This is a genomic window from Aquincola sp. J276 (assembly GCF_024700035.1).
Taxonomy (GTDB): domain Bacteria; phylum Pseudomonadota; class Gammaproteobacteria; order Burkholderiales; family Burkholderiaceae_C; genus Aquincola; species Aquincola tertiaricarbonis.
The window spans coordinates 2,344,347-2,369,707 of record NZ_JAJONC010000002.1; the positions used below are offsets into that span (position 1 = coordinate 2,344,347).

Below are 25,361 nucleotides of genomic sequence, written 5' to 3' on the forward strand. Positions count from 1 at the left end.
CGCACGGCCACTTTTTGCAGCCCGAATATCGCGGCCCCGCGCCGTGCGGCCCCTAGAGTTGTCGTTCGGAGGCGGCTGATGAACGAGCACGACGAGGTGGTGGTGAAGATCCGCTGGGCCGATGTGGATGCCTACGGGCACTTGCGGCACAGCGCCTATGCGGACTGGGCCACCTTCGCCCGGTCGGAGTGGTTCGAGCGCGTGGGCCTGGGGCCGGCGCTGTTCACGCGCGAGGGCGTCGCGCCCATCACGCTGGAAGAGACCTCCACCTTCCTGAAGGAAGTGCGGCTGAGCGAGGCGCTGCGGCTTTCCATGCAGTTGCTGGCGGCGAGTGCCGACGGCAGCCGCTTCGTGCACGAGGTGACCTTCGAGCGCGGTGCGGCCCTGGTCGCCCGCTACCGCATGATCGGCGCCTGGTTCGACCTGAAGGCCCGCCGCATCGTGCCGCCACCGGCCAGCATCGCCGACGGCTGCGCGCGCCTCGCGCAGGCCAAGCCGCTGGCGGTGCTGCCGTAGCGCGGTGCGCATGGAGCGCACCTGGGTCGCCGCCTTGCTGGCGGGCAACTTCGTGGTGGCCACCTGCGCCGTGATGTTGATGGCGCTGATCCCCGCACTGGCTGATGCGCTGGAGGCGGACGCGGCGGCAGTGGGCCAGCTGGTCACGCTGTCCGGCGCGGTGATCTGCGTGGTGGCGCCGCTGGCGCCCTGGCTGGGCAGGCGCATCGGCCAGCGCAGGTTGCTGGTGGCAGCCCTGGTGGTGCAGGGGCTGGCCCTGCTGTGGTCGGCGACGCAGTCGTCGCTGCCGGCGCTGATGGCCAGCCGCGCTTTGCAGGTGGTGGGCCCTGCGGTCTTCACCGCGCAGGCCGCGGCGTGGTTGGCTGCGCAGGTGCCCGCCGAGCGGCTGGGCCGCATCACCGCGCGCATCTACCTGGGCTGGCCGCTGGCGCTGGTCGTGGGCCTGCCGGCCGCCGCCTGGTTCGGCGGCGTCCGGGGCGCGCCCACGGTGTTCGCAGCGCTGGGCATGGCGAGCCTGCTGGTGGCAGTGATGGTGGCGTGGGCCTTGCGCGCGGCACCGGCCGCCCCGGCCACGCGCCAGGCGCCGCCGCCCGGGGCGGTCGTGCCTGGCGTGGCCTGGTGCCTGTGGACCACCGCCTTCGCGTCGGCCGCACAGCTGATGCTGCTGACCTACTTCGCCAGCTTCTGCCGCGAGGTGCTGCAGGCCGGGCCTGCAGCGGTGGCGCTGGCGCTAAGCGCGCTGGGGGGTGCTGGGCACGCTGGGCGTAGGCTGGGTCGGGCGGCTGGTGGACCATGTAGGCGCGGCGCGGGCGGTGATGTGCTGCCTGGGGTTGATGGCAGCGTCCATGCTGGCCTGGCCGACGGCCCGCAGCCTGCCGATGGCCATGCTGGTGCTCACGCCGTGGGCGCTGGCGGCCTTTGCACTCAATGCCGCGCAGCAGGCCCGGCTGCTGGCGCTGGACCCGACGCGGGGCCCGCGCCACGTGGGCCTGAACACCGCCTTCGTCTACCTGGGTCAGGGCATGGGCGCCGCGGTGGGCGGTGCATGGGTGCTGCGCTTCGGCTATGCAGGCCTGGGTCTGGGCGCGCTGGTGCTGCTGGCCGCGGCCGCGGCCTGCTCATGGCGCAGTGGCCGTCCTCAGCGGCCCGCCCGGTGCAAGGCCGCTTAGTCAGACATCCGCCGGCCGTACGCATGCCGCCGGGGCCGTGGGCACGCCGGCGGGCGTCTGCGCGGTGGCGGGCACCACCAGCGTCAAGCGGAAGGCCAGGTGATGCAGGCGGCCGAAGTGGGCATCGGGCTCGGTGCTGCCGGCTGCCGAGCGGCCGCGTTCGATGCGGGAGCGGATGATGCGCAGTTCGCCGCTGCCTGCGGGCAGCGACTGCAGCTGGCGCAGTGCCTGCCGGGTCTGCTCGAAGTCGTCGTCGGGCAGCGGCCACAGCAGGCGGTGCAGCAACTGGCCGGCGCGGGGTGCGTCCTGCGGCCGCAGCAGGAAGGCGAAGCGGCGGCGCCCGTAAGCCACCACGTCTTGCGCCGGCGTGCCGTACGAGGTATCCATCATCGTGACGTGCTGGCCTCGCAACGGCAGCGTCATCATGGAGATGTAGTCCAGCTCGTCGCCCGCACGCGGGCGGGCGGGGCGGATGCCGAAGTGCCAGCCCGTGTCTTCATCGGGCGCCAGCCGGAACACCAGCCCGCCGCCGATGGGCCGCTGCCAGGCTTGCCCGGCATGCACCTCGCCTTGCAGCGTGAAGCGCTTGCAGGCAGGCGCGGGTGGCGCCGCGGCGGAAGCCGCCGCCAGCAAGGCCAGCAACAGGCCGGGCAAGCGCTGGAAGGTGGGCAGTGGGAGGCGCATCGGAAGATGCTACCTCGCCCTGGCGACGGTTACGCGCTGCACGCATGTGAAGCTGCAAATCCCTTCGTTGTCCGACTAAGGGTGGCGGCCTACCCTGCCTTTCCATCGCGCTGCAGCCTGCAGCCTTGAAGGGAAGCCCCATGAGCATCAACGCCATCAATGTGCGCAACCAGTTCCGCGGCAAGGTCCGCGAGGTGATCGAAGGCCCGGTCGTGTCCGAGGTGGACGTGGAGACCGCCGGCGGCCTCATCGTCACCTCGGTCATCACCACCCGCTCGGTGAAGGAGCTGGGCATCGTGCCCGGCAAGGAAGTGATCGCGCTGGTGAAGTCGACCGAGGTGTCGATCGCCACGCTGTAGGCCGCGCGATGGTGCCCGCCTTCGTGAGCCGCCATCCCCGCTCGGCGCCGCGGCTGCTGATCGTGCCGGGTCTGCACGACAGCGGCCCGGCCCACTGGCAGAGCTGGCTGCAGCAGGCCGACCGCCGCGCGGTGCGCGTGGTGCAGCGCGACTGGACACAGCCCGACCTGGACCGCTGGGCCTCGCGCATCGACAGCACGCTGGAGCGTGCCGGCCCGGGGCCGTGGATCGCGGTGGCGCACAGCTTCGGCTGCCTGGCGGTGGCCCGGCACCTGGCGTTGCAGCCGGCATCGCCCATCGCCGCGGCCCTGCTGGTGGCGCCGGCCGACCCCGACAAGTTCGGCGTGGCCGCGCTGCTGCCCACGCAGCCGCTGGCCGTGCCCAGCACCCTGCTGATCAGCGAGACCGACCCCTGGATGACGGCCGCCAACGCCCGTCGCTGGGCGCAGCGCTGGGGCAGCCACACCATCAATCTCGGCAATGCCGGGCACATCAACACGGAAGCAGGCTTCGGCCCGCTGCCGCTGGCCCGGCGCTGGATCACCACCATGAGCCAGCGCCTGGAACGCACTCAGCGCGCCGACCGTGCGGCTTTTGCCGAATGGTCGTTCGCGCTGTGACCTCCCACCGCGAAAGGAACCGACATGCCCTCGCTCCGCCTTGGCGACACCGCCCCCGACTTCGAACAAGCCTCCTCCGTCGGCACCATCCGCTTCCATGAATGGCTGGGCGACAGTTGGGGCGTGCTGTTCTCGCACCCGGCCGACTTCACGCCGGTGTGCACCACCGAGCTGGGCCTGACGGCCAAGCTGAAGGACGAATTCGCCAAGCGCAACGTGAAGGTGATCGCGCTGTCGGTGGACCCGGTGGACAAGCACGGCGAATGGATCCAGGACATCAACCGCACGCAGAACACGCAGGTCAACTTCCCCATCATCGCGGACGCCGACCGCAAGGTCAGCGAGCTGTACGACCTGATCCACCCCAACGCCAGCACCACGGCCACGGTGCGTTCGCTGTTCGTGATCGACCCGGCGAAGAAGGTGCGGCTGGTCATCACCTACCCGGCCAGCACCGGCCGCAACTTCGACGAGATCCTGCGGGTAATCGATTCGCTGCAGCTGACCGACCACCACAAGCGTGGCCACGCCCGGCAACTGGAAGCAGGGCGAGGACGTGGTGATCGTGCCTTCGCTGCAGGACCCGGAGGTGATCGCGAAGAAGTTCCCGCGGGGCTACACCGCGGTGACGCCCTACCTGCGGCTGACGCCGCAGCCGGGCACGCAGCCCGGCCAGCCGGCTTCAACCGCCTGACTCTTCCAGCGCCCGCCGCGTGGCGGGCCGCTGGCCAATCCGCTCCCGGTGGGCCAGCAGCAGCGGGAAGGCCTGCATGTCCACGCCATCGCCTTCCAGCCAGCTGCTGAGGGTGTAGAGGTAGGCATCGGCCACGCTGTACTGCGCGCCCATCACGAAGGGGCCCTGCGCCGCAGTGGCGGCCAGCGTCGATTCCAGCTGCTGCGCGCAGGCGGTCATGGTCTGCGGCACCTTGGCCTTCATCGCCTCGATGGCGGCGGCATCGTCGGCCCAGCGCGCGCCACGGCGCTTGTGCGCATGGGCCACGTGCACGGTGGAGGCCAGGTAGCTGTTGAAGGACTGCAGCCGCGCCAGCGCGAAGGCATCGTCCAGCGGTGCCAGGCCGGCCTGCGGAAAGCTCTGCGCCACGAACAGCAGCAGCGCCGGCGTCTCGGTGAGCACGCCCTGCGGCGTCTTCAATGCCGGCACCCGGCCCTTGGGGTTGATGGCCAGGTAGTCCGGGCTCTGCTGCTGTTGGGCACCGAAGTCCAGCGTGACCAGCTGGAACGGCGCCTGCGCCTCGTGCAGCGCGATGTGCACCGCCAGCGCGCAGGTGCCGGGCGCGCTGTAGTAGGTCCAGCCGTCATCGGCGGTGGGCAGGGCATGGCTCATCTCGTGTACTCCTCGGTTGAGATCAGGCGGGCTGGAACGGCGTGCGGATGTCCGACAGGAATTGTCGCGCCCGCGGGTGCGTGGGCCGCTGGAAGAATTCGTCGGGCGTCGCCCGCTCCAGCACGCGGCCGGCGTCCATGAACAGCACGCGGTCGGCCACCTCGCGCGCGAAGCCCATCTCGTGCGTCACGCACACCATGGTCATGCCGTCGCGGGCCAGGCCGCGCATCACCTGCAGCACCTCGCCCACCATCTCCGGGTCCAGCGCGCTGGTGGGCTCGTCGAACAGCATCAGCGGCGGCCGCATCGCCAGCGCACGGGCGATGGCCACGCGCTGCTGCTGGCCGCCCGACAGCTCGCCCGGATAGGCCTGCGCCTTGTGCGCCAGCCCCACGCCGTCCAGCAGATCCAGGGCCTGCTGGCGCGCCTCGGCGGCCGACAGCCCGCGCAGCCGCGTGGGCGCCAGCGTGCAGTTCTGCAGCGCGGTGAGGTGCGGGAACAGGTTGAACTGCTGGAACACGAAGCCAATGCGCGAGCGCAGCGCATCCACCCGCAGGCCGGGCTGGTGGATGTCCTGGCCATCCACCTCGATGCGGCCGCTGTGGATGGGCTCCAGCCGGTTGACGGTGCGGATCAGCGTGGACTTGCCCGAGCCCGAGGGTCCGCACACCACCACCACTTCGCCGCGGCGGATGTGCTCGTCGACGTCCACCAACGCGTGGTAGCTGCCGTAGTGCTTGTTGACTTGGGTGAACCGGATCATGTGGCGGGCGTGGGGGCAGGGACAGGGGCGGGGGAGCGGGGTCGCTGCGACAGGCGTCGTTCCAGCCGCAAGGCCAGACGCGACAGGCCGAAGCACAGCACGAAGTAGGTCAGGCCCAGCACCAGGTACATCTCGGCCGGACGTGTGAACACCTGGGTGTTGATCTGCGTGGTGATGAAGGCCACCTCGTTCAGGCCGATGATGTAGCCCAGCGAGGTTTCCTTGATGGTGGAGACGAACTGGTTCACCAGCGAAGGCAGCATGTGGCGCACGGCCTGCGGCAGCACCACCAGCGCCATGGTGCGCACGTAGCCCAGGCCCAGCGAGCGCGCGGCCTCGGTCTGGCCGCGCGGCACCGCCTGGATGCCGGCGCGCACGATCTCGGCCAGGTACACGCCGTCGAACAGCACCAGCGCCAGCAGCATGGTGGTGAACTGGTCGGTCTTGTGGCCGGTGATGCTGGGCAGGAAGAAGTAGGCCCAGAACAGCACCATCAGCAGCGGCACGCCGCGCACCACCGACACCAGGCCGGTGACCGGCCAGCGCAGCCAGGCCCAGGGGCTGAGCCTGGCCAGGCCCAGCAGCACGCCCAGCGGCAGCGCGAGCACCAGGGCCAGCGAGGCCAGCAGCACCGTGAGCGCCAACCCGCCCAACGGGCCGTTGGGGTACTGGCCCACCAGGAAGTACAGCCAATAGGTTTGGATGATCTCGATCATGCGGGGCGCACCGGATAACGCCTTTGATACAGGGCAGCCAGCGCGGTGATGGCCAGAGACACCGACAGGTAGGCCGCGGTGGCGAACAGGAAGGCCTCCGCGCTGCGGAAGCTGGCGGTCTCCACCCGGGCGGCCTGGTACATCAGCTCGGCCGTGCCGATGGCGGTGGCGATGCTCGTGTTCTTCCAGAGGTTGAGGGTCTGCGACACGAGCGGCGGCACCGTCACGCGCAGCGCCTGCGGCAGCACCACCAGCCGCATGGTGGCCAGGAAGCCGAAGCCCAGCGCGCGGCCGGCCTCGAACTGCACCGCCGGCACCGCACGCAGGCCGCTGCGGATGTCCTCGGCCATGTAGGCCGCGGTGTAGAGCGTCAGCGCCATCACCGCGCTGGTGGCTTCCACGTTGCCGTCGTACAGCCACTGGCGGGCCGCCTCGGGCAGCAGCTCGGGTGCGCCGAAGTACCAGAAGAGCATGTGCGCCAGCAGCGGCACGTTGCGGATGCCGTCGACGAAGGCGGCGCCCAGGCCGCGCAGCACCGGGTGGGGCGCCAGCCGCAGCAGCGCCACCGCCAGGCCCAGCAGCAGCGCCGGGCCCAGCGTGGCCGCCGCCAGCTGAAGCGACAGCACCAACCCGGCCACCAGCCAGTCGTGGTACTGCCCCGCCACCAGCAGGGAAGGATCGAAGCCCGGCACGGGGTCAGCCGTCGAGCTTGTCGGATTCGATGCGGAAGTTGCGCTTCTCGAAGCCCAGGCGGGTGCCCGGGCCATACCACTTGAAGAAGATCTTCTCGGCTTCGCCGCTGGTCTCCAGCTCGCGCAGCACGCCGTCCACCAGCTGCTTCAGGCCGGTCTCGCCCTTGCGGATGCCCAGCGCCAGCGGCTCGGTGCTCAGGTTGGTGGGCAGGATGGTGTAGTCCTTCCTGCGGTCGCCCAGCTTGTTGTAGTCGTTGATCAGCGAGGACTCGTCGTTCACGTAGCCCACGCCCTTGCCCTGCTGCAGCGCCAGGAAGGCCTGCTGCGTGGTCTCGAAGGTCACCACGTCCACGCCCGGCACCGCCTTGCGCACGTTGGGCTCCTGCGTGCCGCCCTTGACCGTCAGCACGCGCTTGCCCGCCAGCTGCGGCAGGCTGGTGATGCCGGCGCCGTTCTTCACCATCACCTTCTGGCCGGTGAGGAAGGTGGTGAGCGAGAAGTCCACCTGCGATTCACGCTCCTTGGTGTGGGTGAGCGATGCGGCCAGCAGGTCGACGTGGCCCTGCTGCAGCTCGGGGATGCGGGCGGCCACGGCCAGCGGCTTGAACACCGGCTTGACGCCCAGCTTGCGGGCGATGGCATGGCCCAGGTCCACCTCGTAGCCCACGATCTCGCGCGTCTTGGGGTCGAAGAAGCTGTTGGGCTCGTCGGTGGCCAGCACGCCGATGACGATCTGGCCTTTCTGGCGGATGTCGGCCAGCTGGTCGGCGCGGGCGGTGCCGGCGAACAGGGCGGCGGCGGCAAGGACGAGGGGCAGGAAGCTGCGGCGTTGCATGGACTCGGTGGCCCGGTGGGGGCGCTGTGTTGGGAAGCCGCGTACGCTATCCAGCGCCCGCCTAATTGATAAGAAACGAAAACAGATATGCAAATGTGCTGCGTCAACGGCTGATGCGCAGGTTGCCCAGGGGAGGTGCCGCCGACGGCTGCAACGGCAGGCCGATCAACTCCAGCCGGTTGCGGAACGGGTCTTCCACGTAGAGCCGGTCCTCGCCGCTGGGCAGCGGGGCGCGGTCGATGGGCAGGCCGGCCGCACGCAGCCGCTGCGCCAACGCCTCCAGGCCATGCACCCGCAGTGCCAGGTGCGCCTGCGGCGCCACGCCGGTGTAGTGGCCCTCGGTCAGGTCCAGGCGGTGCGCACCGAGCGCGAAGCGCAGCGTGCCCGGCCGGTCCAGCAGCGGGCTGCGCACCTCCGCCAGGCCCAGCAGGTCTTGATAGAAGGCACGGGCCACGGCGCTGCCGCCAGGGTCGATGGGCAGCTGGATGTGGTCCACGCCCTCGATCCAGGTGAAGGCTTGGCGCAGGCGGTCGTTCACAGCGGTGGTCTCCAAGGGATGCGATCGAAGGCTAGGCGCGCCGCCGCCACGGGGGAAGGAATCGCTTTGGCTATGCACAGGCGGCCGACGCATATCGCGGCCTGCCCGCGGGCTGCGGTGGAGGGGCCTCTTGTTACAGATGTCGCATATGCAAGCTCGAATCCCTTCCTTGGCCGCGCGCCGCGGCCTGCCTAAGCTGCGGCTGCCGTCTATCGCCACCAATCAGGCCACAGGAGCCCGCATGTCCGCCGTACTCGAAGAAGTTGTCGTCCATCCGATCCTGCAGCAGGCCCGTCAGCAGGCCGCCAGCCAGGGGTTGCCGTTCGTCGGCAGCGTGAGCCCGCAGGAAGCCTGGCAGCTGGCGCAGGCCGGCGCCGTGCGCATCGTGGACGTGCGCACCGCCGAGGAACGCAAGTTCGTGGGCCATGTGCCCGGCACGCTGCACGTGGCCTGGGCCACCGGCACCGCGCTCACGCGCAACCCGCGCTTCGTGCGGGAGCTGGAAGCCAAGGTGCCGCGGCATGCGCCGGTGCTGCTGCTGTGCCGCAGCGGCAAGCGTTCGGCCCTGGCCGCCGAGGCCGCGGCCAAGGCCGGCTTCAGCCAGGTGTTCAACATCCGTGAAGGTTTCGAAGGGGAACTGAACGACGCCCAGCAGCGCGGCACCGCCGACGGCTGGCGCTACCGGGGGCTGCCATGGCAACAGGACTGAGCCCCAGCGCACTGGGCGTGCCCGGCGTGGTGGCCGAGCTGCGTGCCGCGCGCGAGCGCTGGCGCACCTCGCAGCACCGGCTGCAGGAAGTGGGCGGCCGCGAGCTGCCCGCGCGCGAGGCACTGGCCGAGGTGGTGGGCCAGCTGCGCGGCGCGCTGTTTCCCATGCGGCTGGGGCCGCCCGACCTGCGCCAGGAGCATGAGGACGAATACATCGCCGCCACGCTGCACACCGCGCTGGGCGCGCTGCTGGAGCAGGTGCGGCTGGAGCTGCGCCACCAGGCCCGTACCCGCGACAGCGGCGAGACCGAGGCCGATTCGCAGGCGCGCGCGCTGGCGCTGGTGCGGGCCTTCGGCAGCTCGCTGCCCACCCTACGCCAGCTGCTGGACAGCGACGTGCTGGCCGCCTTCCAGGGCGACCCCGCGGCCCGCAGCGTGGACGAGGTGCTGCTGTGCTACCCCGGCATCCACGCGATGATCCACCACCGCATCGCGCACCGGCTGCACATGCTGGGCACGCCGCTGCTGGCCCGCATGGTGGCCGAGCTGGCGCATGGCGAGACCGGCATCGACATCCACCCCGGCGCGCGCATCGGGGCCGGCTTCTTCATCGACCACGGCACCGGCGTCGTCATCGGCGAGACGGCCGAGATCGGCCGCAACGTGCGGCTGTATCAGGCCGTCACGCTGGGTGCCAAGCGCTTCGAGACCGACGAGGCCGGCCATATCCAGAAGGGCGGCGCCCGCCATCCGGTGCTGGAGGACGACGTGGTGATCTATGCCGGCGCCACGGTGCTCGGCCGGGTGACCATCGGTCGCGGCTCCACCATCGGCGGCAACGTGTGGCTGACCCACAGCGTGCCGCCCGGCAGCCGGATCAACCAGGCGCAGCACACCGGCGCCGGCCCGGGCGCGGAGGCCACGTGATGGCCACGCTGGAAGACGGCGCCCTGCTGGCGCGCGAAGGACCGCCCGCACCGGCGCTGGCCATCGGCCGCTTCGGCGCGGTGGTGCGGCGGCTGCGCGAAGGCCGGGGCTGGTCGCAGGAGCGCCTGGCCGGGCAGGCCGAGCTCAACCGCTCCTACATGGGCGAGATCGAGCGCGGCGTGGTCATGCCCTCGCTGGCCACCGCGGCCAAGCTGGCCGCCGCGCTGGAAGTGCCGCTGTGGCAGCTGCTGCAGCGCTGCGAACACGCCACATAGACGGCTATAGCCGGTTGAAGCGGTGCGGTGCCTGGCCGCTAATTCGGTTTGCTTCGTTCGTTCATCACAAGAAGTATTTCCGTTCCAGGAGGATCCATGTCAGAAGCTTCCGCCGCGCCGCAACTGGCGCTGGGCGACAACGCCGCGCGCCAGTTGGCCAATGCCACCAAGACCGCGCCCATCCTGTCCACCATCAGCCCGCGCTGGCTGACGCACCTGCTGCAGTGGCTGCCGGTGGAAGCCGGTATCTACCGGTTGAACAAGGTCAGCAACCCCAACGACGTGCTGGTGGCCTGCACCCAGCGCGACGAATCGCGCCTGCCCAGCACCTTCGTCAACTACGAAGAGCAGCCGCGCGAGTACTTCCTGAATGCGGTGAGCACGGTGCTGGACGTGCACACCCGCGTGTCCGACCTCTACAGCAGCCCGCACGACCAGATCAAGGAACAGCTGCGCCTGACGATCGAGACGATCAAGGAGCGGCAGGAAAGCGAGCTGATCAACAACCCCGACTACGGCCTGCTGGCCAGCGTGCATCCCGACCAGGTGGTGTACCCGCTGACCGGCGCGCCCACGCCGGACGACCTGGACGAGCTGCTGACCAAGGTGTGGAAGGAGCCCGCGTTCTTCCTCACCCATCCGCTGGCCATCGCCGCCTTCGGCCGCGAATGCACCCGCCGCGGCGTGCCGCCGCCCACGGTCAGCCTGTTCGGCTCGCAGTTCCTCACCTGGCGCGGCCTGCCGCTGATCCCCAGCGACAAGGTGCCGCTGGCCGACGGCAAGACCAAGGTCCTGCTGCTGCGCGTGGGCGACAAGCGCCAGGGCGTGGTGGGCCTGTACCAGCCCGGTCTGGCCGGTGAGCAGAGCCCGGGCCTGAGCGTGCGCTTCATGGGCATCAACCGCAATGCCATCGCCTCGTACCTGATCTCGCTGTACTGCTCGCTGGCGGTGCAGACCGACGATGCGCTGGCGGTGCTGGAAGACGTGGAAGTGGGCAAGTACCACGAGTACCCCGACACCTACAAGTGACCGGCGACGCCATGAGCCTGCAATCCCTGCTCGACGACGTGGCCCACCCGGCCCCGCCGCCCGGCCTGCCCGATGCCGCCGCGCTGGCGCGCATGGCCGGCGAGTTCTTCTCGGCGCTGCCGGGCAGCGCGCCGGCCACCGGCGGCGTGCCGCTGCCGGCCCATCCGCAGCCGGCGGGCCTCACGCTGCCGCCGGGCGCGGCCGGCCCGGCCACACCGTCGCTGCAGCCGATGGGCGCGGCGGCACCCGGTGCCAACCTGCTGCCTACCTCCCCGTCATCGCCGGCCAACGTGCTGGCGCAGGCACCGGCGCTGCTGCCGCATGCGCAGGCGGCCAACGGCGTGCCCGACCACGCGCTGGTGGCCGCCCCGGGTTACGACGGCCGCCTGGGCAGCCAGCTGCTGGGCGTGCCGCAACAGCCCGTGGCCGCGCCGGGCTTCGCGGGCCGCGAAGGCTGGCGCACCACGCCGGCAGGTGCCACCGGCTTCTATTTCATCGACGGCCCGGGGGCCACGGTGCCCGGCGCGGTGCCGGCCGCCCAGCCCGCGCGGCACGGCAGCGCCACCGCGCAGCCGGCCTTCGACGTGCATGCGGTGCGGCGCGACTTTCCCATCCTGCAGGAGCGCATCAACGGCCGGCAGCTGGTGTGGTTCGACAACGCGGCCACCACTCACAAGCCGCAGGCGGTGATCGACCGGCTGGCGTACTTCTACGCGCACGAGAACTCCAACATCCACCGGGCGGCGCACACGCTGGCCGCCCGCGCCACCGACGCCTACGAAGGCGCGCGCGAGACGGTGCGCCGCTTCATCGGCGCGGCTTCGGTGGACGAGGTCATCTTCGTGCGCGGCACCACCGAGGGCATCAACCTCATCGCCAAGAGCTGGGGTGCCAGGCACATCGGCGCGGGCGACGAGATCATCGTGTCGCACCTGGAGCATCACGCCAACATCGTGCCCTGGCAGCAGCTGGCGGCCGAGAAGGGCGCGGTGATCCGCGTGATCCCGGTGGACGACGACGGCCAGGTCATCCTGTCGGAGTACGCCAGGCTGCTGGGCCCGCGCACCAAGCTCGTCTCGTGCACGCAGGTGTCGAATGCGCTGGGCACCGTCACGCCCGTCCAGCAGATCGTGGCCATGGCCCATGCGGCCGGCGCGCGGGCGCTGGTGGATGCGGCGCAGTCCGTCTCGCACATGCGGGTGGACGTGCGCGCGTTGGACGCCGACTTCCTCGTGTTCTCGGGCCACAAGGTCTTCGGGCCCACCGGCATCGGCGCGGTGTACGGCAAGCGCGAGGTGCTGGAGGACATGCCGCCCTGGCAAGGCGGCGGCAACATGATTGCCGACGTGACCTTCGAGCGCACCGTGTACCACGGCCCGCCCTCGCGCTTCGAGGCCGGCACCGGCAACATCGCCGACGCGGTGGGCCTGGGCGCCGCGCTGGAGTACGTGGAGCGCATCGGCATCGAGGCCATCGGCGCGTATGAACATGCGCTGCTGGACTACGCCACCCACCGCATCCGGCCGATCCCGGGCGTGCGGCTGGTGGGCACCGCGGCCCACAAGGCCAGCGTGCTGAGCTTCGTGCTGGCGGGCTACACCACCGAGGAGGTGGGCCAGGCCCTCAACCGCGAAGCCATCGCCGTGCGCACCGGCCACCACTGCGCCCAGCCCATCCTGCGCCGCTTCGGCCTGGAAACCACCGTGCGGCCCTCGCTGGCCTTCTACAACACCTGCGAGGAAGTGGACCGCATGGTGGCGGTGGTGCAGCGGCTGGCGAACGGGCGCCAGCGCTGAGCCGCTTTAAAACGCCGGCACCATCGAGCCGCTGAACTGGCTCTGCACCAGTTGCCGCACCTCCGGCGACTGGAAGGCCTTGACCAGCTTGGGCACCCAGGGCTTGTCCTTGTCGGCGGTGCGCACCGCCAGCAGGTTGGCATAGGGGTTGTCGGGCGCCTCGATGGCGATGGCGTCGCGGGTGGGCACCAGCCCGGCCTGCAGGGCGTAGTTGGTGTTGATCGCCGCGGCGTCCAGGTCGTCCAGGCTGCGCGGCAGCTGGGCCGCTTCCACCTGCACGATCTTCAATCCCTTGGGGTTGGCCACCACGTCGGCCACCGTGGCGCTGATGCCGGCCGTGGACTTGAGCTGGATCACGCCGGCCTTCTGCAGCAGCTGCAGCGCGCGCCCGCTGTTGGACGGGTCGTTCTGGATGCCCACGCGCGCACCGGCCGGCAGGTCGGCCAGCGACTTGAAACGCTTGGAATAGAAGCCCATCGGGAAGGTGACGGTGTTGCCCACTGCGGTGATCCTGTAGCCGCGCGCCTGCACCTGCGAATCGAGGAACGGCCGGTGCTGGTAGCTGTTGGCTTCCACGTCGCCCGCATCCAGCGCGGCATTGGGCTGGATGTAGTCCTGGAACTCCACGATCTTCAGCACCAGGCCGTCGCGCGCGGCCACCTTCTTCGCCACCTCGGCGATCTGCGCATGCGGGCCGGCGGTGACGGCGATGCGAATGGTGGTGTCCTGCGCGTGTGCCGTGCCGGTGGCGGCCAGCACGGCCGCGGCCAGCGCGCCCAGCACCAGGGTGCGCTTCGACAGCCCCTTGCCCACCGGCACGGCTTGTCCAGACAAGTGCTTCACTTGGCCGCCCCCGCCTGCAGCGCCTGCTGGTAGTCGGTCTTCACGAAGCCGGCGAACTTCTGGTCAGTCACGGCCAGGAACTCGCGCGAGCGGTTGGCCTCGGCGATGTCCTTCACCCAGGGCTTGTCCTTGTCGTCGGTGCGGATGGCCACCAGGTTCTGGTAGGTGGGCCCGGTCTTCTCCAGCGCCAGCGCCTCGGTGAGCTTGAGGCCCGAGGCCAGCGCGAAGTTGCCGTTCACGAAGGAATAGTCGGTGTCGTCCAGGCTGCGCGGCAGCTGCGCCGCCTCGATCGGGATCAGCTTGAGCTTCTTCGGGTTCTGCGCCACGTCCTTCTCCGAGGCGCGGATCGGGTCGTAGCCCTCGCGCAGCTTCAGCCAGCCGATCTCCTGCAGCACCAGCAGCGCCCGCGCCGCATTGGTGGGGTCGTTGGGCAGGGCCACGGTGGCGCCTTCCTTCACGTCCAGCGTCCTGTGGCGCTTGCTGTAGATGGCGATGGGCGCGGTGGGCACCTTCAGCAGCTCGCTCAGCGCCAGCTTGTTCTCGGTGGCGAACTTGGTGAGGTAGACGATGTGCTGGAAGGCATTGGCATCCAGCGCGCCCTGGGCCAGCGCGAAGTTGGGCTGGATGTAGTCATTGAACTCGACCACCTTCACGCGGTAGCCCTTCTTCTCCAGCAGCGGCTTGATGCCCAGCTTGATCTGGTCGGCATAGGGCCCGGCGGTGGCGCCGAACACCAGTTCCTTCTTGTCCTGCGCCTGTGCATGCGCGGGCGACAGCACGGCGGCCAGCGCCAGCGTGCCGGTGAAGGCGAGCGAGGCGACGAGGTCGCGGCGGGTGAAGCTCATGATGAAAGTCCTTGACTGGATCAACGTTTGTCGAGGCGGCGCGCCAGCGCATTGCCGCCGAACTGGATGCCCTGCACCAGCACCACCAGGATGGCCACGGTGAGCACCATCACATCGGTCTGGAAGCGGTAGTAGCCGTAGCGGATGGCCAGGTCGCCGATGCCGCCGCCGCCCACCACGCCGGCCACCGCCGAATACGACAGGAAGCTGATGGCCAGCACCGTGAGCGCCAGCACCAGGCCCGAGCGGGCCTCCACCAGCAGCACCCGGGCCACGATCTGCAGGTCGGAGGCGCCCATTGCATGGGCGGCCTCGATCACGCCGCGCGGCACGTCGCGCAGGCACTGTTCCACCAGCCGCGCGAAGTACGGGATGGCCGCGAACGACAGCGGCACCGCCGCGGCCACCGGCCCGATGGAGCTGCCCGCGATCACCCGCGTGATGGGCACCAGCGCCACCAGCAGGATGATGAAGGGGAAGGAGCGCACCGTGTTCACCAGCCAGCTGACGACGGTGAACAGCGGGCGGTTCTCCAGCGTCTGCCCCGGGCTCAGCAGGAACAGCCAAACGCCCAGCGGACCGCCGATCACCAGTGCCGCGGCCAGGCCGATGCCCAGCATCAGGAAGGTCTGCCCGATGGCCGTCCACAGCTCGGGCAGGATGGCGGCGATGTTCTCAGGCATGGGCGGCCTCCAGGCGGTCGAGGTCTTGGCGGCTGTCGTCATGCCGCTCGGGGCTGGCCTTCAGCCGGACGAGGTCGCGGCCCAGCCGGGTGACGGGCAGGCGGCTGGTGTCGTCCACCGCAAAGCGCTCGGCGATGCGGCCTTCTTCCACCACGGCCACGTGGCGGCACAGCGCCGTCACCACCGGCAACTCGTGCGTGACGATGACGATGGTCACGCCGAGCTGCGCATTGATGTCGCGCAGCGTGGCCAGCAGCGATTCGGTGGTCTCGGCATCCAGCGCCGAGGTGGGTTCGTCGCACAGCAGCACGTCGGGCTGGCTGGCCAGCGCCCGGGCGATGGCCACGCGCTGCTTCTGCCCGCCCGAGAGCTGCGCCGGATGGCTGTGCAGCTTGTCGGCGATGCCCACCAGCGCCAGGCATTCACGCACCCGTGCATCGATCTGCGCCGCGCCGTGCCGGCCGTGGATGCGCAGCGGGAAGGCCACGTTCTCGGCCACCGTCGCGTTCTGCAGCAGGTTGAACTGCTGGAAGATCATGCCGATGTGCTGCCGTGCCTCGCGCAGCGCGCGCTTGTCCAGCGCGGTGAGCTCGCGGCCGGCGACGAACACCCGGCCCTGGTCGGGACGCTCCAGCAGGTTGACCAGCCGCAGCAGCGTGGACTTGCCGGCGCCGCTCTTGCCCACCAGGCCGAACACGTCGCCGCGCGGAATGTCGAGCGAGGTGGGATGCACCGCATCGAAGGGCCGGCCATCGGGTAGCACGAAGCGCTTGGAAACATTGTCGAGCCGGATCAGCGGCTCGTCGGAAGCAGTGGCCATGAGGAAAGCTCGGGTCAGGAATACGAAGTGGGTTCGGGCAGCTGGCCCAGCAGGCGGTGGCGGCCGATGTCGCGCAGCTTCAGGTCCACCGGGTCGTGCAGCGTGTGCACCCGGGCATTGCGCCAGAAGCGGTCCAGGCCCAGCCGGGTGCTGGTGGCACCGGCGCCGGTGAGCTCGAAGATCTGCGAGCTCACCTCGATGCCCGCGCGGTGCGCCAGCACCTTGGCCTCGGCCACGCGGCCGGCCAGCGCGCCGCGGTGTTCGGCGGTCAGTGCGTCGCCGCCATCGAAGGCGGCCTGCAGCGCCAGCGCGGCGGCATCGCAGGCCAGCTCGGCGGGGCGGATCAGCAGCCACAGCTCGCCGTAGCGCTGCTGCAGCTGCGGCTCCTCGGCCAGGCGGGCGGTGCTGCCCTGCGGCCAGGGCCGTGACTTCTCCAGCGTGTAGCGCCGCGCGGCCTCGAAGGCGGCCTGGCCGATGCCCAGGTACAGGTTGGCCATGATGAGCTGCGACACCAGCGTGCGCAGCGTGGCCCGCGGCGTGGGCACGTGGGACGGGCCCTGCAGCACGTCGCGCGCGGGCAGGAACACGTCGTGGAAATGCACCTGGCCGCTGTCGGTCTGGCGCTGGCCGAAGGCATCCCAGTCGGGCTGCACCACCACGCCGGGGGCCCGGGTGGGCAGGTGGCCCACCAGCCGCGTGCTGCTGCCGTCGGCGCCATGCACCAGCGCGCCCACCACCAGCCGGTCGGCGCCCACCGAGCCCGAGGCATAGCTCTTGGCGCCGTTCAGCTGCCAGCCGTCTGCCACCGGCGTGGCCACCAGGCGCGTGTCCTGCGGATTGAGTGCATTGCCCCAGAACCAGCCTTCGGCCTGCGAGCGGGGCAGCAGCACCCGCTGCTGCGCAGGCGTGCCCCACAGCAGCACCGTGGCCACCTGCAGGTGATGGAAGGCGAACACATGGGCCAGGGCGCTGTCGGCCTGCGCCAGCCGGCGCACCACGCGGTACAGCGTGGGCCAGTCGGCGCCCAGGCCGCCGGCCTCCCGCGGGATCAGCAGGCCCAGCAGGCCGCTGTCGCGGATGGCCTGCCGCTCGTCGGCGGCATGGCCGCCTCGGCGGTCGCGTTCCACCGCGGTGGCCTCCAGCCGGCGCGCCAGCTGTTCGGTTCTCTCGTCGATGGAAGCACTGCACATCCCGGCAGTGTTGCCAGCCGGGCTTGTGCAGCCAACGAATGTTTCCGACGCTGCTTGCTCGGAAAGCTGAGAAGCGCCCCGGCGCCTTCAGTCCCGGGGCGGCCGGCGATGGGCCGCGGCGGCATGCCGCGTGGGCAGGCGCGGCCCCTGCGCATGCAGCTTGTGGCGCAGCGTGCCCTCGGCATAGGCGGTCTTGTACAGGCCGCGGTGCTGCAGCTCGGGCACCACCAGGTCGACGAAGCGCTCATGGCTTTCCGGCACCACGGTGCGGCTCAGGTTGAAGCCGTCGATGCCGGTGTCCACCACCCACGACTGCAGCTCGTCGGCCACCTGGCTCGCATTGCCCACGATGGCCGGGTAGCGGCCGCCCAGCGCAAACATCTGCAGCAGCTTGCGGCGGGTCCAGCCGTGTTCCTGCGCGCTGGCGCGCGCCGATTCGATGGCCTGGCCGGGGCGGTAGTCCACCGGCTCGTCCAGCTCGTAGCGCGCGAAGTCCACGCCCACCGAGGCGGCGAAATGCGCCAGGCCGGCCTCGGTGCTGGCATGGTGCAGGTACTCGGCATGCAGCGCCCGGGCCTCGGCCTCAGTGGCGCCGGTGACCACCGCGGTGCCCATCAGCACCTTCACGTCGTCGGGCCGGCGGCCGGCCTCCACCAGCGCCTGGCGCAGGCTGTGCACCATGCGCCTTGCGGTGACCTTGTCGGGCGGCGAGATGAACACGCATTCCGCGTGACGCGCCGCGAAGCGCTGGCCGCGGCCGGAGCTGCCGGCCTGGAACAGCACCGGCGTGCGCTGCGGCGAAGGCTCGGCGAGGTGGTAGCCCTCCACGTCGAACCAGCGGCCGTGGTGCCGCACCTGGTGCACGCGGGCGGGGTCGGCATAGAGGCGCCGGGCCTTGTCGCGCCGCACGGCGCCGTCCTCCCAGCTGCCTTCCCACAGCTGGTAGACCACTTCCATGAATTCATCGGCACGGTCGTAGCGCTCGTCGTGCGCGGCCTGGCCGGCCTGCCCCATGGCACGGGCGGCGCTGTCCAGGTAGCCGGTGACGATGTTCCAGCCGATGCGGCCTTCGCTCAGGTGGTCCAGCGTGGAGAAGCGGCGGGCCAGCAGGTAGGGCTGCTCGTAGCCCAGGTTGACGGTGACGCCGAAGCCCAGGTGCCGGGTGACGGCGGCCATGGCCGAGACCAGCATCAGCGGATCATTCACCGGCAGCTGGATGGCCTCGCGCAGCGGCAGGTCCACGTTGCCCTGGTACACGTCGTACACGCCCACGATGTCGGCCAGGAACAGGCCGTCGAACAGGCCACGCTCCAGCGTGCTGGCCAGCCGGGTCCAGTAGGGCAGGGTGGTGTAGTCGGCCGAGCGGTCGCGCGGATGGGTCCACAGGCCGTGGTTGATGTGGCCCACGCAGTTCATCTCGAATGCGTTGAGCAGGATGTGCGGGATGCGCGCCATGGGCAAAGCGGGCATTGCAGCCCGGGCCCGCCGGCCACGCAACGAAGATTTCCGAGGCTGCTTATCCGGCCGGCGCGGCCGAGCCGTGCAGGGTGTCGCTGGCCGGGCGCAGCACCTGCAGCAGGTCGGAGGTGGTGGGCAGGATCAGGTGCGCGCCGGCCTGCAGCAGCTCGGCCTCGGTGCCGAAGCCGCACAGCACGCCCACCGTCTGCGCGCCGGCCGAGGTGCCGGTGCGGATGTCGATGGTGGTGTCGCCGATCATCAGGCACTGCTCCGGCGCCACGCCCATGGACTGCGCGGCAAACAGCAACGGCTCCGGGTGCGGCTTCATGCGGCGGGTGGTCTGCGCGCCGATCACCTGCACGAAGTGCTGGCGCACGCCGTAATGCGCCAGGAAGCGCTCCACCCGCGGTGCGCCACCGGTGGAGATGGTGCACATCGGGAAGTGCGCGGCCAGCGTGGTGATCATCTGCTGCACGCCGGCCACCATCTCGTGCGGCAGCTCGTCGGCGGCAGCCACGTTGCGGGTGTGGGCCGGGTCGGCACCCAGGCGCTTGATGCGGCGCAGGCGGTCGCGCAGCGAGCCCAGCGGCACGTCCAGGCCCAGGGCATCCAGCTGCGCATAGGCCGCATGCACCGGCGTCTCGGCGGCCATCACCACCTGCCGGGCCAGCCGCTCGGCGCGCCGGCCGCTCACCAGCGGCAGCGCATCCAGCAGCGCGGCCAGCCGGGCCACCAGGTGGTCGTCGGTATCGGACAGCGTGCCGTCGATGTCGAAGCACAGGGCACGCACACGGCTGAGGTCGAGGGCCATGCGCCGCACCTTACCACCGGGCCGTCACGTGTCGTTCTCGCGGCTGACAGACAGGCGCCGCCGCCGCGCTTAGCCTGCGGCTTCCACATCGGAGGAGGCCGCATGCGGTTCCAGGGCAGGGTGTGCATCGTCACCGGTGCGGCGCAGGGCATAGGCCTGGCGGCCGCGCGCCGGTTTGCGCAGGAAGGTGCACAGGTGGTGCTGTGCGACGTGGATCCACAGGCGCCGCAGCAGGCCGCGGATGCGCTGGCGCAGCAGGGCGGCCAGTCGATGGCGCAGGCGGTAGACGTGGCCCGCCGCGACACCGTGGATGCGATGGTGGCCGCCGTGCTGCAGCGCTGGGGCCGCATCGACGTGCTGGTGAACAACGCCGGCATCACCCGCGACGCGCGCCTGCAGCACATGACCGAGCAGCAGTGGGATGCGGTGATCGACGTCAACCTCAAGGGCGTGTTCCAGTGCACGCAGGCGGTGCTGCCCGCGCTGCTGCGGCAGGGCCGCGGCGCCATCGTCAACACCGCCAGCATCAGCGGCGTGTACGGCAACTTCGGCCAGGGCAACTATGCGGCCAGCAAGTCGGCCCTCATCGGCCTGACCAAGACCTGGGCCCGCGAACTGGGACCCAAGGGCGTGCGGGTGAACGTGGTGGTGCCGGGCGCCATCGCCACGCCGATGCTGGCGGCGGTGCCGGATGCGGTGCGTGCCGGCATCGAGCAGGCCTGCTGGATGAAGCGCATCGGCCAGCCCGAGGACGTGGCCGCCGCCCATGCCTTCCTGGCCAGCGACGAGGCCGGCTACATCAACGGCGCGGTGCTGGAGGTGAGCGGCGGCGTGTCGATCTGACCGGGCCGGCCGGCCCGTTCAGCGCCCGGTGTAGCGCGGCGGCCGCTTCTCGATGAAGGCACGCGGGCCCTCGCGGGCATCGTCGCTGGCCAGCACCAGGCGCCTGGCCTCGTCCTCCAGCGCATAGGCCTGCGCCAGCGGCTGGCCGCTGGCGCCCAGCACCGTGCGCTTGACCGCCTGCACCGCCAGCGGGCCGTTGGCCGCGATGCGCTCGGCCATCGCCATCGCGGCGGGCAGCACCTGCGGGCCGGGCAGCACCCGGTTCACCAGCCCGATGCGCAGCGCGGTGGCGGCGTCGATGGGCTCGCCGGTGAGCAGCAGCTCCATCGCCAGCGCCTGCGGCACCTGCCGCGGCAGCCGCGCCATCGAGCCGGCGAACGGCAGCAACCCACGCTGCACCTCGGGCAGGCCGAACAGCGCATGCTCGGCCGCGATGCGGATGTCGGTGCCCAGCATCAGCTCGAAGCCGGCGGCCATGCAGCTGCCGTTGAGGGCGGCGATCACCGGCTTGTGCAGCGGATGGTCGCGCAGCCCGGAGGCGGCCATCACCTGCGGCTCCTGCAGCACGCGGCGGTCCCAGTCGTCCTCGGGCGGGCGGGCGCCGGTCAGCAGGGGCAGGGTGCGCGCCAGGTCGCCGCCCGCGCAGAAGGCCTGGTCGCCGCTGCCGGTGATCACCGCCACCCGCAGCGCATCGTCTGCCGCAAAGGCCACCACCGCATCGGCCAGGCGGCACAGCATCTCGGGCGTGAGCGCATTGCGCCGCGCCGGATGGTGCAGGGTGATGCACAGCACAGCGCCGTGCGCCGCCACTTGTATAGGCAGGTTCATGGGGTGGCGGCCGCCGCGGGCAGCAGCTGGTAGCGCAGGGCGTAGGGTTTCATCAGCATGTGCAGCGCGGGCGCGGCGGCTTCGTCGTGCAGGTGGAAGCACACGCACAGGCCGCCGGCCTCGTCGCGCACCTCGGCCCGCGCCTGCGCGGGCGTGATGCCGGCGGCAGCCAGCTGCTCGTCGATGGTTCGCTGGGTGGCCAGCACCCGCAGCGCCGGCTTGTACACCTTGCCCACCGCCGTGACCGGGATGCCGGGCAGGATGTCGATGCGCTTGGGCATGGCCGGCCGCTCGGCGATGTGCGGTGCGGCGAAGGCGGCCAGGCTCTGCGCGTCGAGCTGCGCGCCGGGCTTGAGCGAGACGAAGGCCACCGGCAGCTCGCCCGCATAGGCGTCGGGCTGGCCGACCGCAGCGGCCATCAGCACCGCCGGGTGGCGCAGCAACGCGCTCTCGATCAGGCCGGGGTCGATGTTGTGGGCGCCGCGGATGATCACGTCCTTGGCGCGGCCGGTGACGAAGAGGCGGCCGGCCTCGTCCACATGGCCGATGTCGCCGCTCACCAGCCAGCCGTCGGCCTCGAAGGTGCCGGCATCGCGGGCCGCATCGGTATAGCCGGGGCTCACGTTGGGCCCGCGCACCCGCAGCACGCCGGGCTGGCCGGGCGCGGCCGGCGTGCCGTCCTCCCGCTGCACCTGCACCTGCGTATAGGGCAGCGGCAGGCCGCAGGAGCCCGGCGTGCGCGGGCCGGCCAGCGGCTCGATGCTGATGACGCCGGCGCTTTCCGTCATGCCGAGGATGTTGCGCACCGGGGTGCCGTGCCGCGCCTCGAAGGCCGCCGCCAGCTCGTTGGGCAGCGGCGAGCCGCCGGTGAGCAGGCCGCGCACGCTGCCCAGCAGGCCGGTGGGCAGGTCCAGCGACAGCAGGCTGGCCATCACCGTGGGCACTGCGGCCAGGAAGGTGACGCGGTGCTGCTGCACGAACTCCGCATACCGCGCCATGAAAGCGGCATTGCGCAGGCCCAGCCGCGTGGGCAGCACCAGCTCGCCGCCCGACAGCAGCGTGGACAGGCCATACACGAAGGAGCCGGCCACGTGGAACATCGGGAAACCGCTGAGCACCACGTCGTGCTCGGTGGTGCCGAACATGCAGGCAGCGCCCCAGGCCGCATGCAGCTGGTTGGCATGGCTGTGCTGCGCCAGCTTGGGCGCGCCGGTGGTGCCGCCGGTGTGGAACAGCGCGGCCAGCGGCGTGGCCGGGGTGTCGGAGTCCAGCGCATCGGCCCGATGGGCCTGCATCTCCTGCAGCAGGTTGCGCACGCCCGGCGGCAGCGGCAGGCCGGGTCCGGCCGGCACCGCCAGCACATGGCGCAGGCCGGGGCAGGCGGCGCGGATGCGGTCCACCTGCGGCCAGATGTCCAGGTCGGGCGCCGGGCCCAGCGCCACCAGCAGCTGGGCGCCGCAGGCCCGCAGCAGCTCGGCGATGTGGCCCGGCCCCAGCTGGTAGTTGATGGGGCAGGCGGTGCCGGCCGCCTCCGCGCCCCACAGCGCGATGTGCCCCTCGGCCGTGGGCGGCAGCATCAGCGCGATGCGCGGCGGCCGGCCATCGCCCAGCGCATGGAACAGGTTGGCCGCGCGGCGGATGTCCTGCAGCAGGGCCTGGTAGGTCCAGCGCCGCGGTGTGGCCCGCAGGTCGGGCTCGTCGATGCTGGTGATCGCGACGCGCCCGCCGTGCCGCTGCGCCGCGGCCTCCAGCCCCGCCTGCACCGTGGCATGCGGCATGAACTGCCGGTAGGGCTGCTGCTCCACGCGGCGGACGTCGGCCAGCGTGGCGATGCGCGGCAGGGGCGGCAGGGGCGGCAACGGCGGGGCATGCATGCCGGCACGGTACTGCGCGGCCGGCCCCGCGGCTGTCATCCGGAAGGTGGACGCGATGCGGCGGCCCGGGCGCGCCAGAAGCCGGCATCGAACAGCTGCTCGGCGCCGCTGCGCTCGTTCACCAGCCACAGCTGCCGGCCATCGGGGCTGATGCGCACCACCTCGCCGGTGTGGCGGCCAGCCTGCACCCGCAGGCCCAGCGCATTGGCGGGAAAGCCCGGCCGGCCGGCCAGCAGCTCCAGCGGCTGTGCGGGGCGCGGGTCGTCGGCCAGCCGCAGCTTGTGCACGATGGTCGCCAGCAGCGGGTTGGCCGCATCGGCCGCCGACAGCATCACCACCACCTTGGCCTGCGCGCGGCTCAGCGCCACGTTCAGCAGGCGGCGCGCCTCCTCCGTCTGCAGGAAGGGCTGGGCGCCGTCGGCGGGGTCGAACACCACCACCGGCGCCTCGCTGCCCTGGGCCCGGTGCACCGTGCTCACCTTCACCGCCTCGCCCACGCCATGGGCGGCCAGGCGGCGGCGGATCAAGGCCCGCTGCGCGCGGAACGGCGTGAGCACGATCAGCTCCTGCGGCTGCCACTGGCCGCTGGCCAGCGCCTGCGCCACCAGCCGTGCGATGGCCTCCGCCGATTCACGCCGCACCGGCCCGCGCTCGGCGGCCGACCAGGCGCCATCGGAGGCGATGCGGTGCACATGCACATGCACCTCGGCGCCGATGTGCTCGCCCAGCGCCCGCTGCCGTGCCGCCTGCCACGCGGGCGAGGCCTGCGCATCGGCGGCCACGCGCAGCGCGCCGTCGTAGAACAGGTCGCTGACCAGCGCGCACACCGGGCCCGCCATGCGCGACTGTTCATCCAGCAGCGCCACCGAGCCGCCACGCGCCGGCATCTGCGCAAAGGGCGAGCGGCCCAGCCAGCGGCGCGCGGCCGCATCGGTGCTGCGCAGCACCGGCGACAGCTGCTGCGGATCGCCCGCGAACAGCCGGCTGCGGCCCAGCGGCATCAGCGCCAGCGCATGGGCCAGGCTCACCTGGCTGGCCTCGTCGAACACCAGCAGGTCGAAGGGCGGGCTGCCGTCGGCCGACAGCTCGCGCAGCGTCTTCAGCGTGAATGCGGCGCGGGTGGTGGTCATGCTGGCCAGCCGGCAGCGGCGCAGAACCTGCAGCGAGGCGCTGCGCAGCTCGTCGCGCAGCGCCGCCACGCGGTCGGCCCAGGCCTTCAGCGCCGCGGCGTCGCGGGCCGATGGACGGGCCGCCTCGGCCCGCGCCAGGCGGCCGATCAGGTCATGGTCGTCGGTGGGGATGAGGTGCTCGCGCCCGGCATAGGCTGCCGCATCGAAGCGGGTGCCCAGCCGCTGCACGCCGGCCCGCCACTGGCCGCGGCGGCCCTTGTCCAGCGCCTTGTCCACCGCCAGCGTGGCCAGGTCCACCGCCTGGTTGGTGGTGGACAGCAGCAGCACCTTCGCCTGCGGCCGGGCATCCAGGTATTCGGCCAGCAGCACGCCCAGCGTGGTCGTCTTGCCGGTGCCCGGCGGACCCCACAGGAAGCTGCTGCCGTGCCGCAGCAGCTGCAGCGCCTGCCGCTGCGCCGGCCGCAGCCAGCGGAAGGGGGCGCCGGTCAGCGCGGGTGCATCGGGCACCGCGGGCGGCTGCGCCAGGTCGGGCAGCGTGCCCAGCGCCTGCTCGGCCCAGGGCGTGTCCCACCAGGCATCGGCCACCGCCTTGAGAAAGCGCGTGGGATACAGGCGGATCAGCAGGTCCGGCCCCGGCGGCGGCGTGGTGGCGTTCTGCAGCACCAGCTGGTCGTCCTCGGCCAGCACGGCCAGCACGCTGGCCCCGCCCTTGGCCGGCGCGCCCCACCACGCGGCGGCGCCGTCCAGGCTGTCGTCCAGCAGGGCCTGGGCCGAGGCGGCGCCGGGCCGCTGGCCTTCGGCATACACATAGCCCGGCTCCAGCGTCACCCGCCACAGCGCGCCATCGCGCTGGCTGCGCAGCACCTTGAAGTCATAGAACTCGGGCGTGGCCGCCAGCTCGGCCTCGATGGCGGCGCGCAGGTCGGCAAGGCTCATGGCAGGTGCGAAGGCAGGCGGGCGAAGGAAGGGGCGGCACTGTAGCAAGCCACGCGGCATTGCATAACCAAACTCGAAATCAGAGGTTCACCTGTCTAGGCAAGCTGCCTATCGTGCATCCACCTCAT

The 25,361-nt window shown here is 71.5% G+C and carries 27 protein-coding genes and 2 pseudogenes; 12 read left to right on the plus strand and 17 right to left on the minus strand.

The window, feature by feature from the left end:
- Positions 1-78: 78 nt before the first annotated feature.
- From LRS14_RS28750 to LRS14_RS28755, 3 genes and pseudogenes are all read left to right on the plus strand, one after another.
- Positions 79-516: a thioesterase family protein gene (locus LRS14_RS28750; protein ID WP_257802022.1), complete on the plus strand. Its 438-nt coding sequence runs from the start codon at positions 79-81 to the stop codon at positions 514-516.
- Between the two features lie 79 nt (positions 517-595).
- Positions 596-1,213: pseudogene (locus LRS14_RS30865) on the plus strand (MFS transporter); the annotation flags it as partial.
- A 49-nt stretch (positions 1,214-1,262) separates the two neighbouring features.
- Positions 1,263-1,685, plus strand: a complete 423-nt coding sequence (locus LRS14_RS28755; RefSeq protein WP_257802023.1) for a hypothetical protein — start codon at positions 1,263-1,265, stop codon at positions 1,683-1,685.
- On the opposite strand, the gene LRS14_RS28760 is transcribed toward LRS14_RS28755, so the two are convergent.
- Positions 1,686-2,369: a hypothetical protein gene (locus tag LRS14_RS28760; protein ID WP_257802024.1), complete on the minus strand. Its 684-nt coding sequence runs from the start codon at positions 2,367-2,369 to the stop codon at positions 1,686-1,688.
- A gap of 140 nt (positions 2,370-2,509) precedes the next feature.
- Here LRS14_RS28760 and LRS14_RS28765 point away from each other — a divergent pair, with 140 nt between their 5' ends.
- The 3 genes and pseudogenes from LRS14_RS28765 to LRS14_RS28775 all read left to right on the plus strand — a co-directional run bounded on the left by LRS14_RS28765 (position 2,510) and on the right by LRS14_RS28775 (position 4,042).
- Positions 2,510-2,728: a molybdopterin-binding protein gene (locus tag LRS14_RS28765; RefSeq protein WP_046113979.1), complete on the plus strand. Its 219-nt coding sequence runs from the start codon at positions 2,510-2,512 to the stop codon at positions 2,726-2,728.
- Positions 2,729-2,736: 8 nt separating this feature from the next.
- Entirely contained in the window at positions 2,737-3,348 is a 612-nt protein-coding gene (locus tag LRS14_RS28770; RefSeq protein WP_257802025.1) for an alpha/beta hydrolase, read from the plus strand.
- A 24-nt stretch (positions 3,349-3,372) separates the two neighbouring features.
- Positions 3,373-4,042, plus strand: a pseudogene (locus tag LRS14_RS28775) (peroxiredoxin).
- Here the strand turns inward: LRS14_RS28775 and LRS14_RS28780 are convergent.
- The 6 genes from LRS14_RS28780 to LRS14_RS28805 form a co-directional block, all read right to left on the minus strand.
- Complete coding sequence (locus tag LRS14_RS28780) at positions 4,031-4,693, minus strand: glutathione S-transferase family protein (RefSeq protein WP_257802026.1); 663 nt, start codon at positions 4,691-4,693, stop codon at positions 4,031-4,033. The pseudogene LRS14_RS28775 and the gene LRS14_RS28780 sit on opposite strands and share 12 nt — an antisense overlap.
- Positions 4,694-4,715: 22 nt before the next feature.
- Complete coding sequence (locus LRS14_RS28785; protein ID WP_257802027.1) at positions 4,716-5,456, minus strand: amino acid ABC transporter ATP-binding protein; 741 nt, start codon at positions 5,454-5,456, stop codon at positions 4,716-4,718.
- Complete coding sequence (locus LRS14_RS28790) at positions 5,453-6,172, minus strand: amino acid ABC transporter permease (RefSeq protein ID WP_046113975.1); 720 nt, start codon at positions 6,170-6,172, stop codon at positions 5,453-5,455. The genes LRS14_RS28785 and LRS14_RS28790 overlap by 4 nt, the downstream gene beginning before the upstream one ends.
- Complete coding sequence (locus LRS14_RS28795) at positions 6,169-6,864, minus strand: amino acid ABC transporter permease (protein ID WP_257802028.1); 696 nt, start codon at positions 6,862-6,864, stop codon at positions 6,169-6,171. The genes LRS14_RS28790 and LRS14_RS28795 overlap by 4 nt, the downstream gene beginning before the upstream one ends.
- Before the next feature lie 4 nt (positions 6,865-6,868).
- On the minus strand, positions 6,869-7,699 hold the full coding sequence (locus tag LRS14_RS28800) for an ABC transporter substrate-binding protein (protein WP_257802029.1): 831 nt from the start codon (positions 7,697-7,699) through the stop codon (positions 6,869-6,871).
- A 103-nt stretch (positions 7,700-7,802) separates the two neighbouring features.
- Positions 7,803-8,252 carry a VOC family protein gene (locus LRS14_RS28805; RefSeq protein WP_052736398.1) on the minus strand — a complete coding sequence of 150 codons (450 nt, stop codon included), beginning with the start codon at positions 8,250-8,252 and terminating at the stop codon, positions 7,803-7,805.
- 226 nt (positions 8,253-8,478) lie between these two features.
- On the opposite strand from LRS14_RS28805, the gene LRS14_RS28810 reads away from it, so the two are divergent.
- The 5 genes from LRS14_RS28810 (at position 8,479) to LRS14_RS28830 (ending at position 12,972) form a co-directional block, all read left to right on the plus strand.
- Entirely contained in the window at positions 8,479-8,946 is a 468-nt protein-coding gene (locus LRS14_RS28810) for a rhodanese-like domain-containing protein (protein WP_257802030.1), read from the plus strand.
- Positions 8,931-9,872 (plus strand): serine O-acetyltransferase EpsC, encoded by a 942-nt coding sequence (epsC, locus tag LRS14_RS28815; protein ID WP_257802031.1) that lies wholly within the window; start codon positions 8,931-8,933, stop codon positions 9,870-9,872. Before LRS14_RS28810 ends, epsC begins: the two co-directional genes overlap by 16 nt.
- Positions 9,872-10,147: a helix-turn-helix domain-containing protein gene (locus tag LRS14_RS28820; RefSeq protein WP_083440657.1), complete on the plus strand. Its 276-nt coding sequence runs from the start codon at positions 9,872-9,874 to the stop codon at positions 10,145-10,147. Before epsC ends, LRS14_RS28820 begins: the two co-directional genes overlap by 1 nt.
- A gap of 96 nt (positions 10,148-10,243) precedes the next feature.
- Positions 10,244-11,176 (plus strand): family 2A encapsulin nanocompartment shell protein, encoded by a 933-nt coding sequence (locus LRS14_RS28825; RefSeq protein WP_046113970.1) that lies wholly within the window; start codon positions 10,244-10,246, stop codon positions 11,174-11,176.
- Positions 11,177-11,187: 11 nt separating this feature from the next.
- On the plus strand, positions 11,188-12,972 hold the full coding sequence (locus LRS14_RS28830; protein WP_257802032.1) for a family 2A encapsulin nanocompartment cargo protein cysteine desulfurase: 1,785 nt from the start codon (positions 11,188-11,190) through the stop codon (positions 12,970-12,972).
- 6 nt (positions 12,973-12,978) lie between these two features.
- Here the strand turns inward: LRS14_RS28830 and LRS14_RS28835 are convergent, their stop codons facing one another.
- From LRS14_RS28835 to LRS14_RS28865, 7 genes are all read right to left on the minus strand, one after another.
- Positions 12,979-13,773 (minus strand): MetQ/NlpA family ABC transporter substrate-binding protein, encoded by a 795-nt coding sequence (locus tag LRS14_RS28835; RefSeq protein WP_404977630.1) that lies wholly within the window; start codon positions 13,771-13,773, stop codon positions 12,979-12,981.
- Positions 13,774-13,811: 38 nt separating this feature from the next.
- On the minus strand, positions 13,812-14,660 hold the full coding sequence (locus LRS14_RS28840; RefSeq protein WP_257802033.1) for a MetQ/NlpA family ABC transporter substrate-binding protein: 849 nt from the start codon (positions 14,658-14,660) through the stop codon (positions 13,812-13,814).
- 20 nt (positions 14,661-14,680) lie between these two features.
- Positions 14,681-15,343 (minus strand): methionine ABC transporter permease, encoded by a 663-nt coding sequence (locus tag LRS14_RS28845; protein ID WP_046113967.1) that lies wholly within the window; start codon positions 15,341-15,343, stop codon positions 14,681-14,683.
- The gene (locus LRS14_RS28850; protein WP_257802034.1) at positions 15,336-16,163 is read right to left on the minus strand and encodes a methionine ABC transporter ATP-binding protein; all 828 of its coding nucleotides are present in this window, start codon (positions 16,161-16,163) and stop codon (positions 15,336-15,338) included. The genes LRS14_RS28845 and LRS14_RS28850 overlap by 8 nt, the downstream gene beginning before the upstream one ends.
- Positions 16,164-16,177: 14 nt before the next feature.
- Positions 16,178-17,353, minus strand: a complete 1,176-nt coding sequence (locus tag LRS14_RS28855; RefSeq protein ID WP_257802035.1) for an acyl-CoA dehydrogenase family protein — start codon at positions 17,351-17,353, stop codon at positions 16,178-16,180.
- Positions 17,354-17,440: 87 nt separating this feature from the next.
- On the minus strand, positions 17,441-18,808 hold the full coding sequence (locus LRS14_RS28860) for an LLM class flavin-dependent oxidoreductase (protein WP_257802246.1): 1,368 nt from the start codon (positions 18,806-18,808) through the stop codon (positions 17,441-17,443).
- Positions 18,809-18,869: 61 nt separating this feature from the next.
- The gene (locus LRS14_RS28865; protein ID WP_257802036.1) at positions 18,870-19,622 is read right to left on the minus strand and encodes an HAD family hydrolase; all 753 of its coding nucleotides are present in this window, start codon (positions 19,620-19,622) and stop codon (positions 18,870-18,872) included.
- Positions 19,623-19,724: 102 nt separating this feature from the next.
- Between LRS14_RS28865 and fabG the strand changes: the two genes are divergently transcribed.
- Positions 19,725-20,465: a 3-oxoacyl-ACP reductase FabG gene (fabG, locus tag LRS14_RS28870; RefSeq protein ID WP_257802037.1), complete on the plus strand. Its 741-nt coding sequence runs from the start codon at positions 19,725-19,727 to the stop codon at positions 20,463-20,465.
- Between the two features lie 18 nt (positions 20,466-20,483).
- Here fabG and LRS14_RS28875 read toward each other — a convergent pair whose 3' ends face one another.
- The 3 genes from LRS14_RS28875 to LRS14_RS28885 are packed head-to-tail and all read right to left on the minus strand — an operon-like array spanning position 20,484 to position 25,233.
- Positions 20,484-21,293, minus strand: coding sequence for an enoyl-CoA hydratase/isomerase family protein (locus LRS14_RS28875; RefSeq protein ID WP_257802038.1), 810 nt, complete (start codon positions 21,291-21,293; stop codon positions 20,484-20,486).
- Positions 21,290-23,167 (minus strand): AMP-binding protein, encoded by a 1,878-nt coding sequence (locus tag LRS14_RS28880; RefSeq protein WP_257802039.1) that lies wholly within the window; start codon positions 23,165-23,167, stop codon positions 21,290-21,292. Before LRS14_RS28880 ends, LRS14_RS28875 begins: the two co-directional genes overlap by 4 nt.
- Positions 23,168-23,202: 35 nt before the next feature.
- The gene (locus tag LRS14_RS28885; RefSeq protein WP_257802040.1) at positions 23,203-25,233 is read right to left on the minus strand and encodes a DEAD/DEAH box helicase; all 2,031 of its coding nucleotides are present in this window, start codon (positions 25,231-25,233) and stop codon (positions 23,203-23,205) included.
- Positions 25,234-25,361 lie beyond the last annotated feature (128 nt).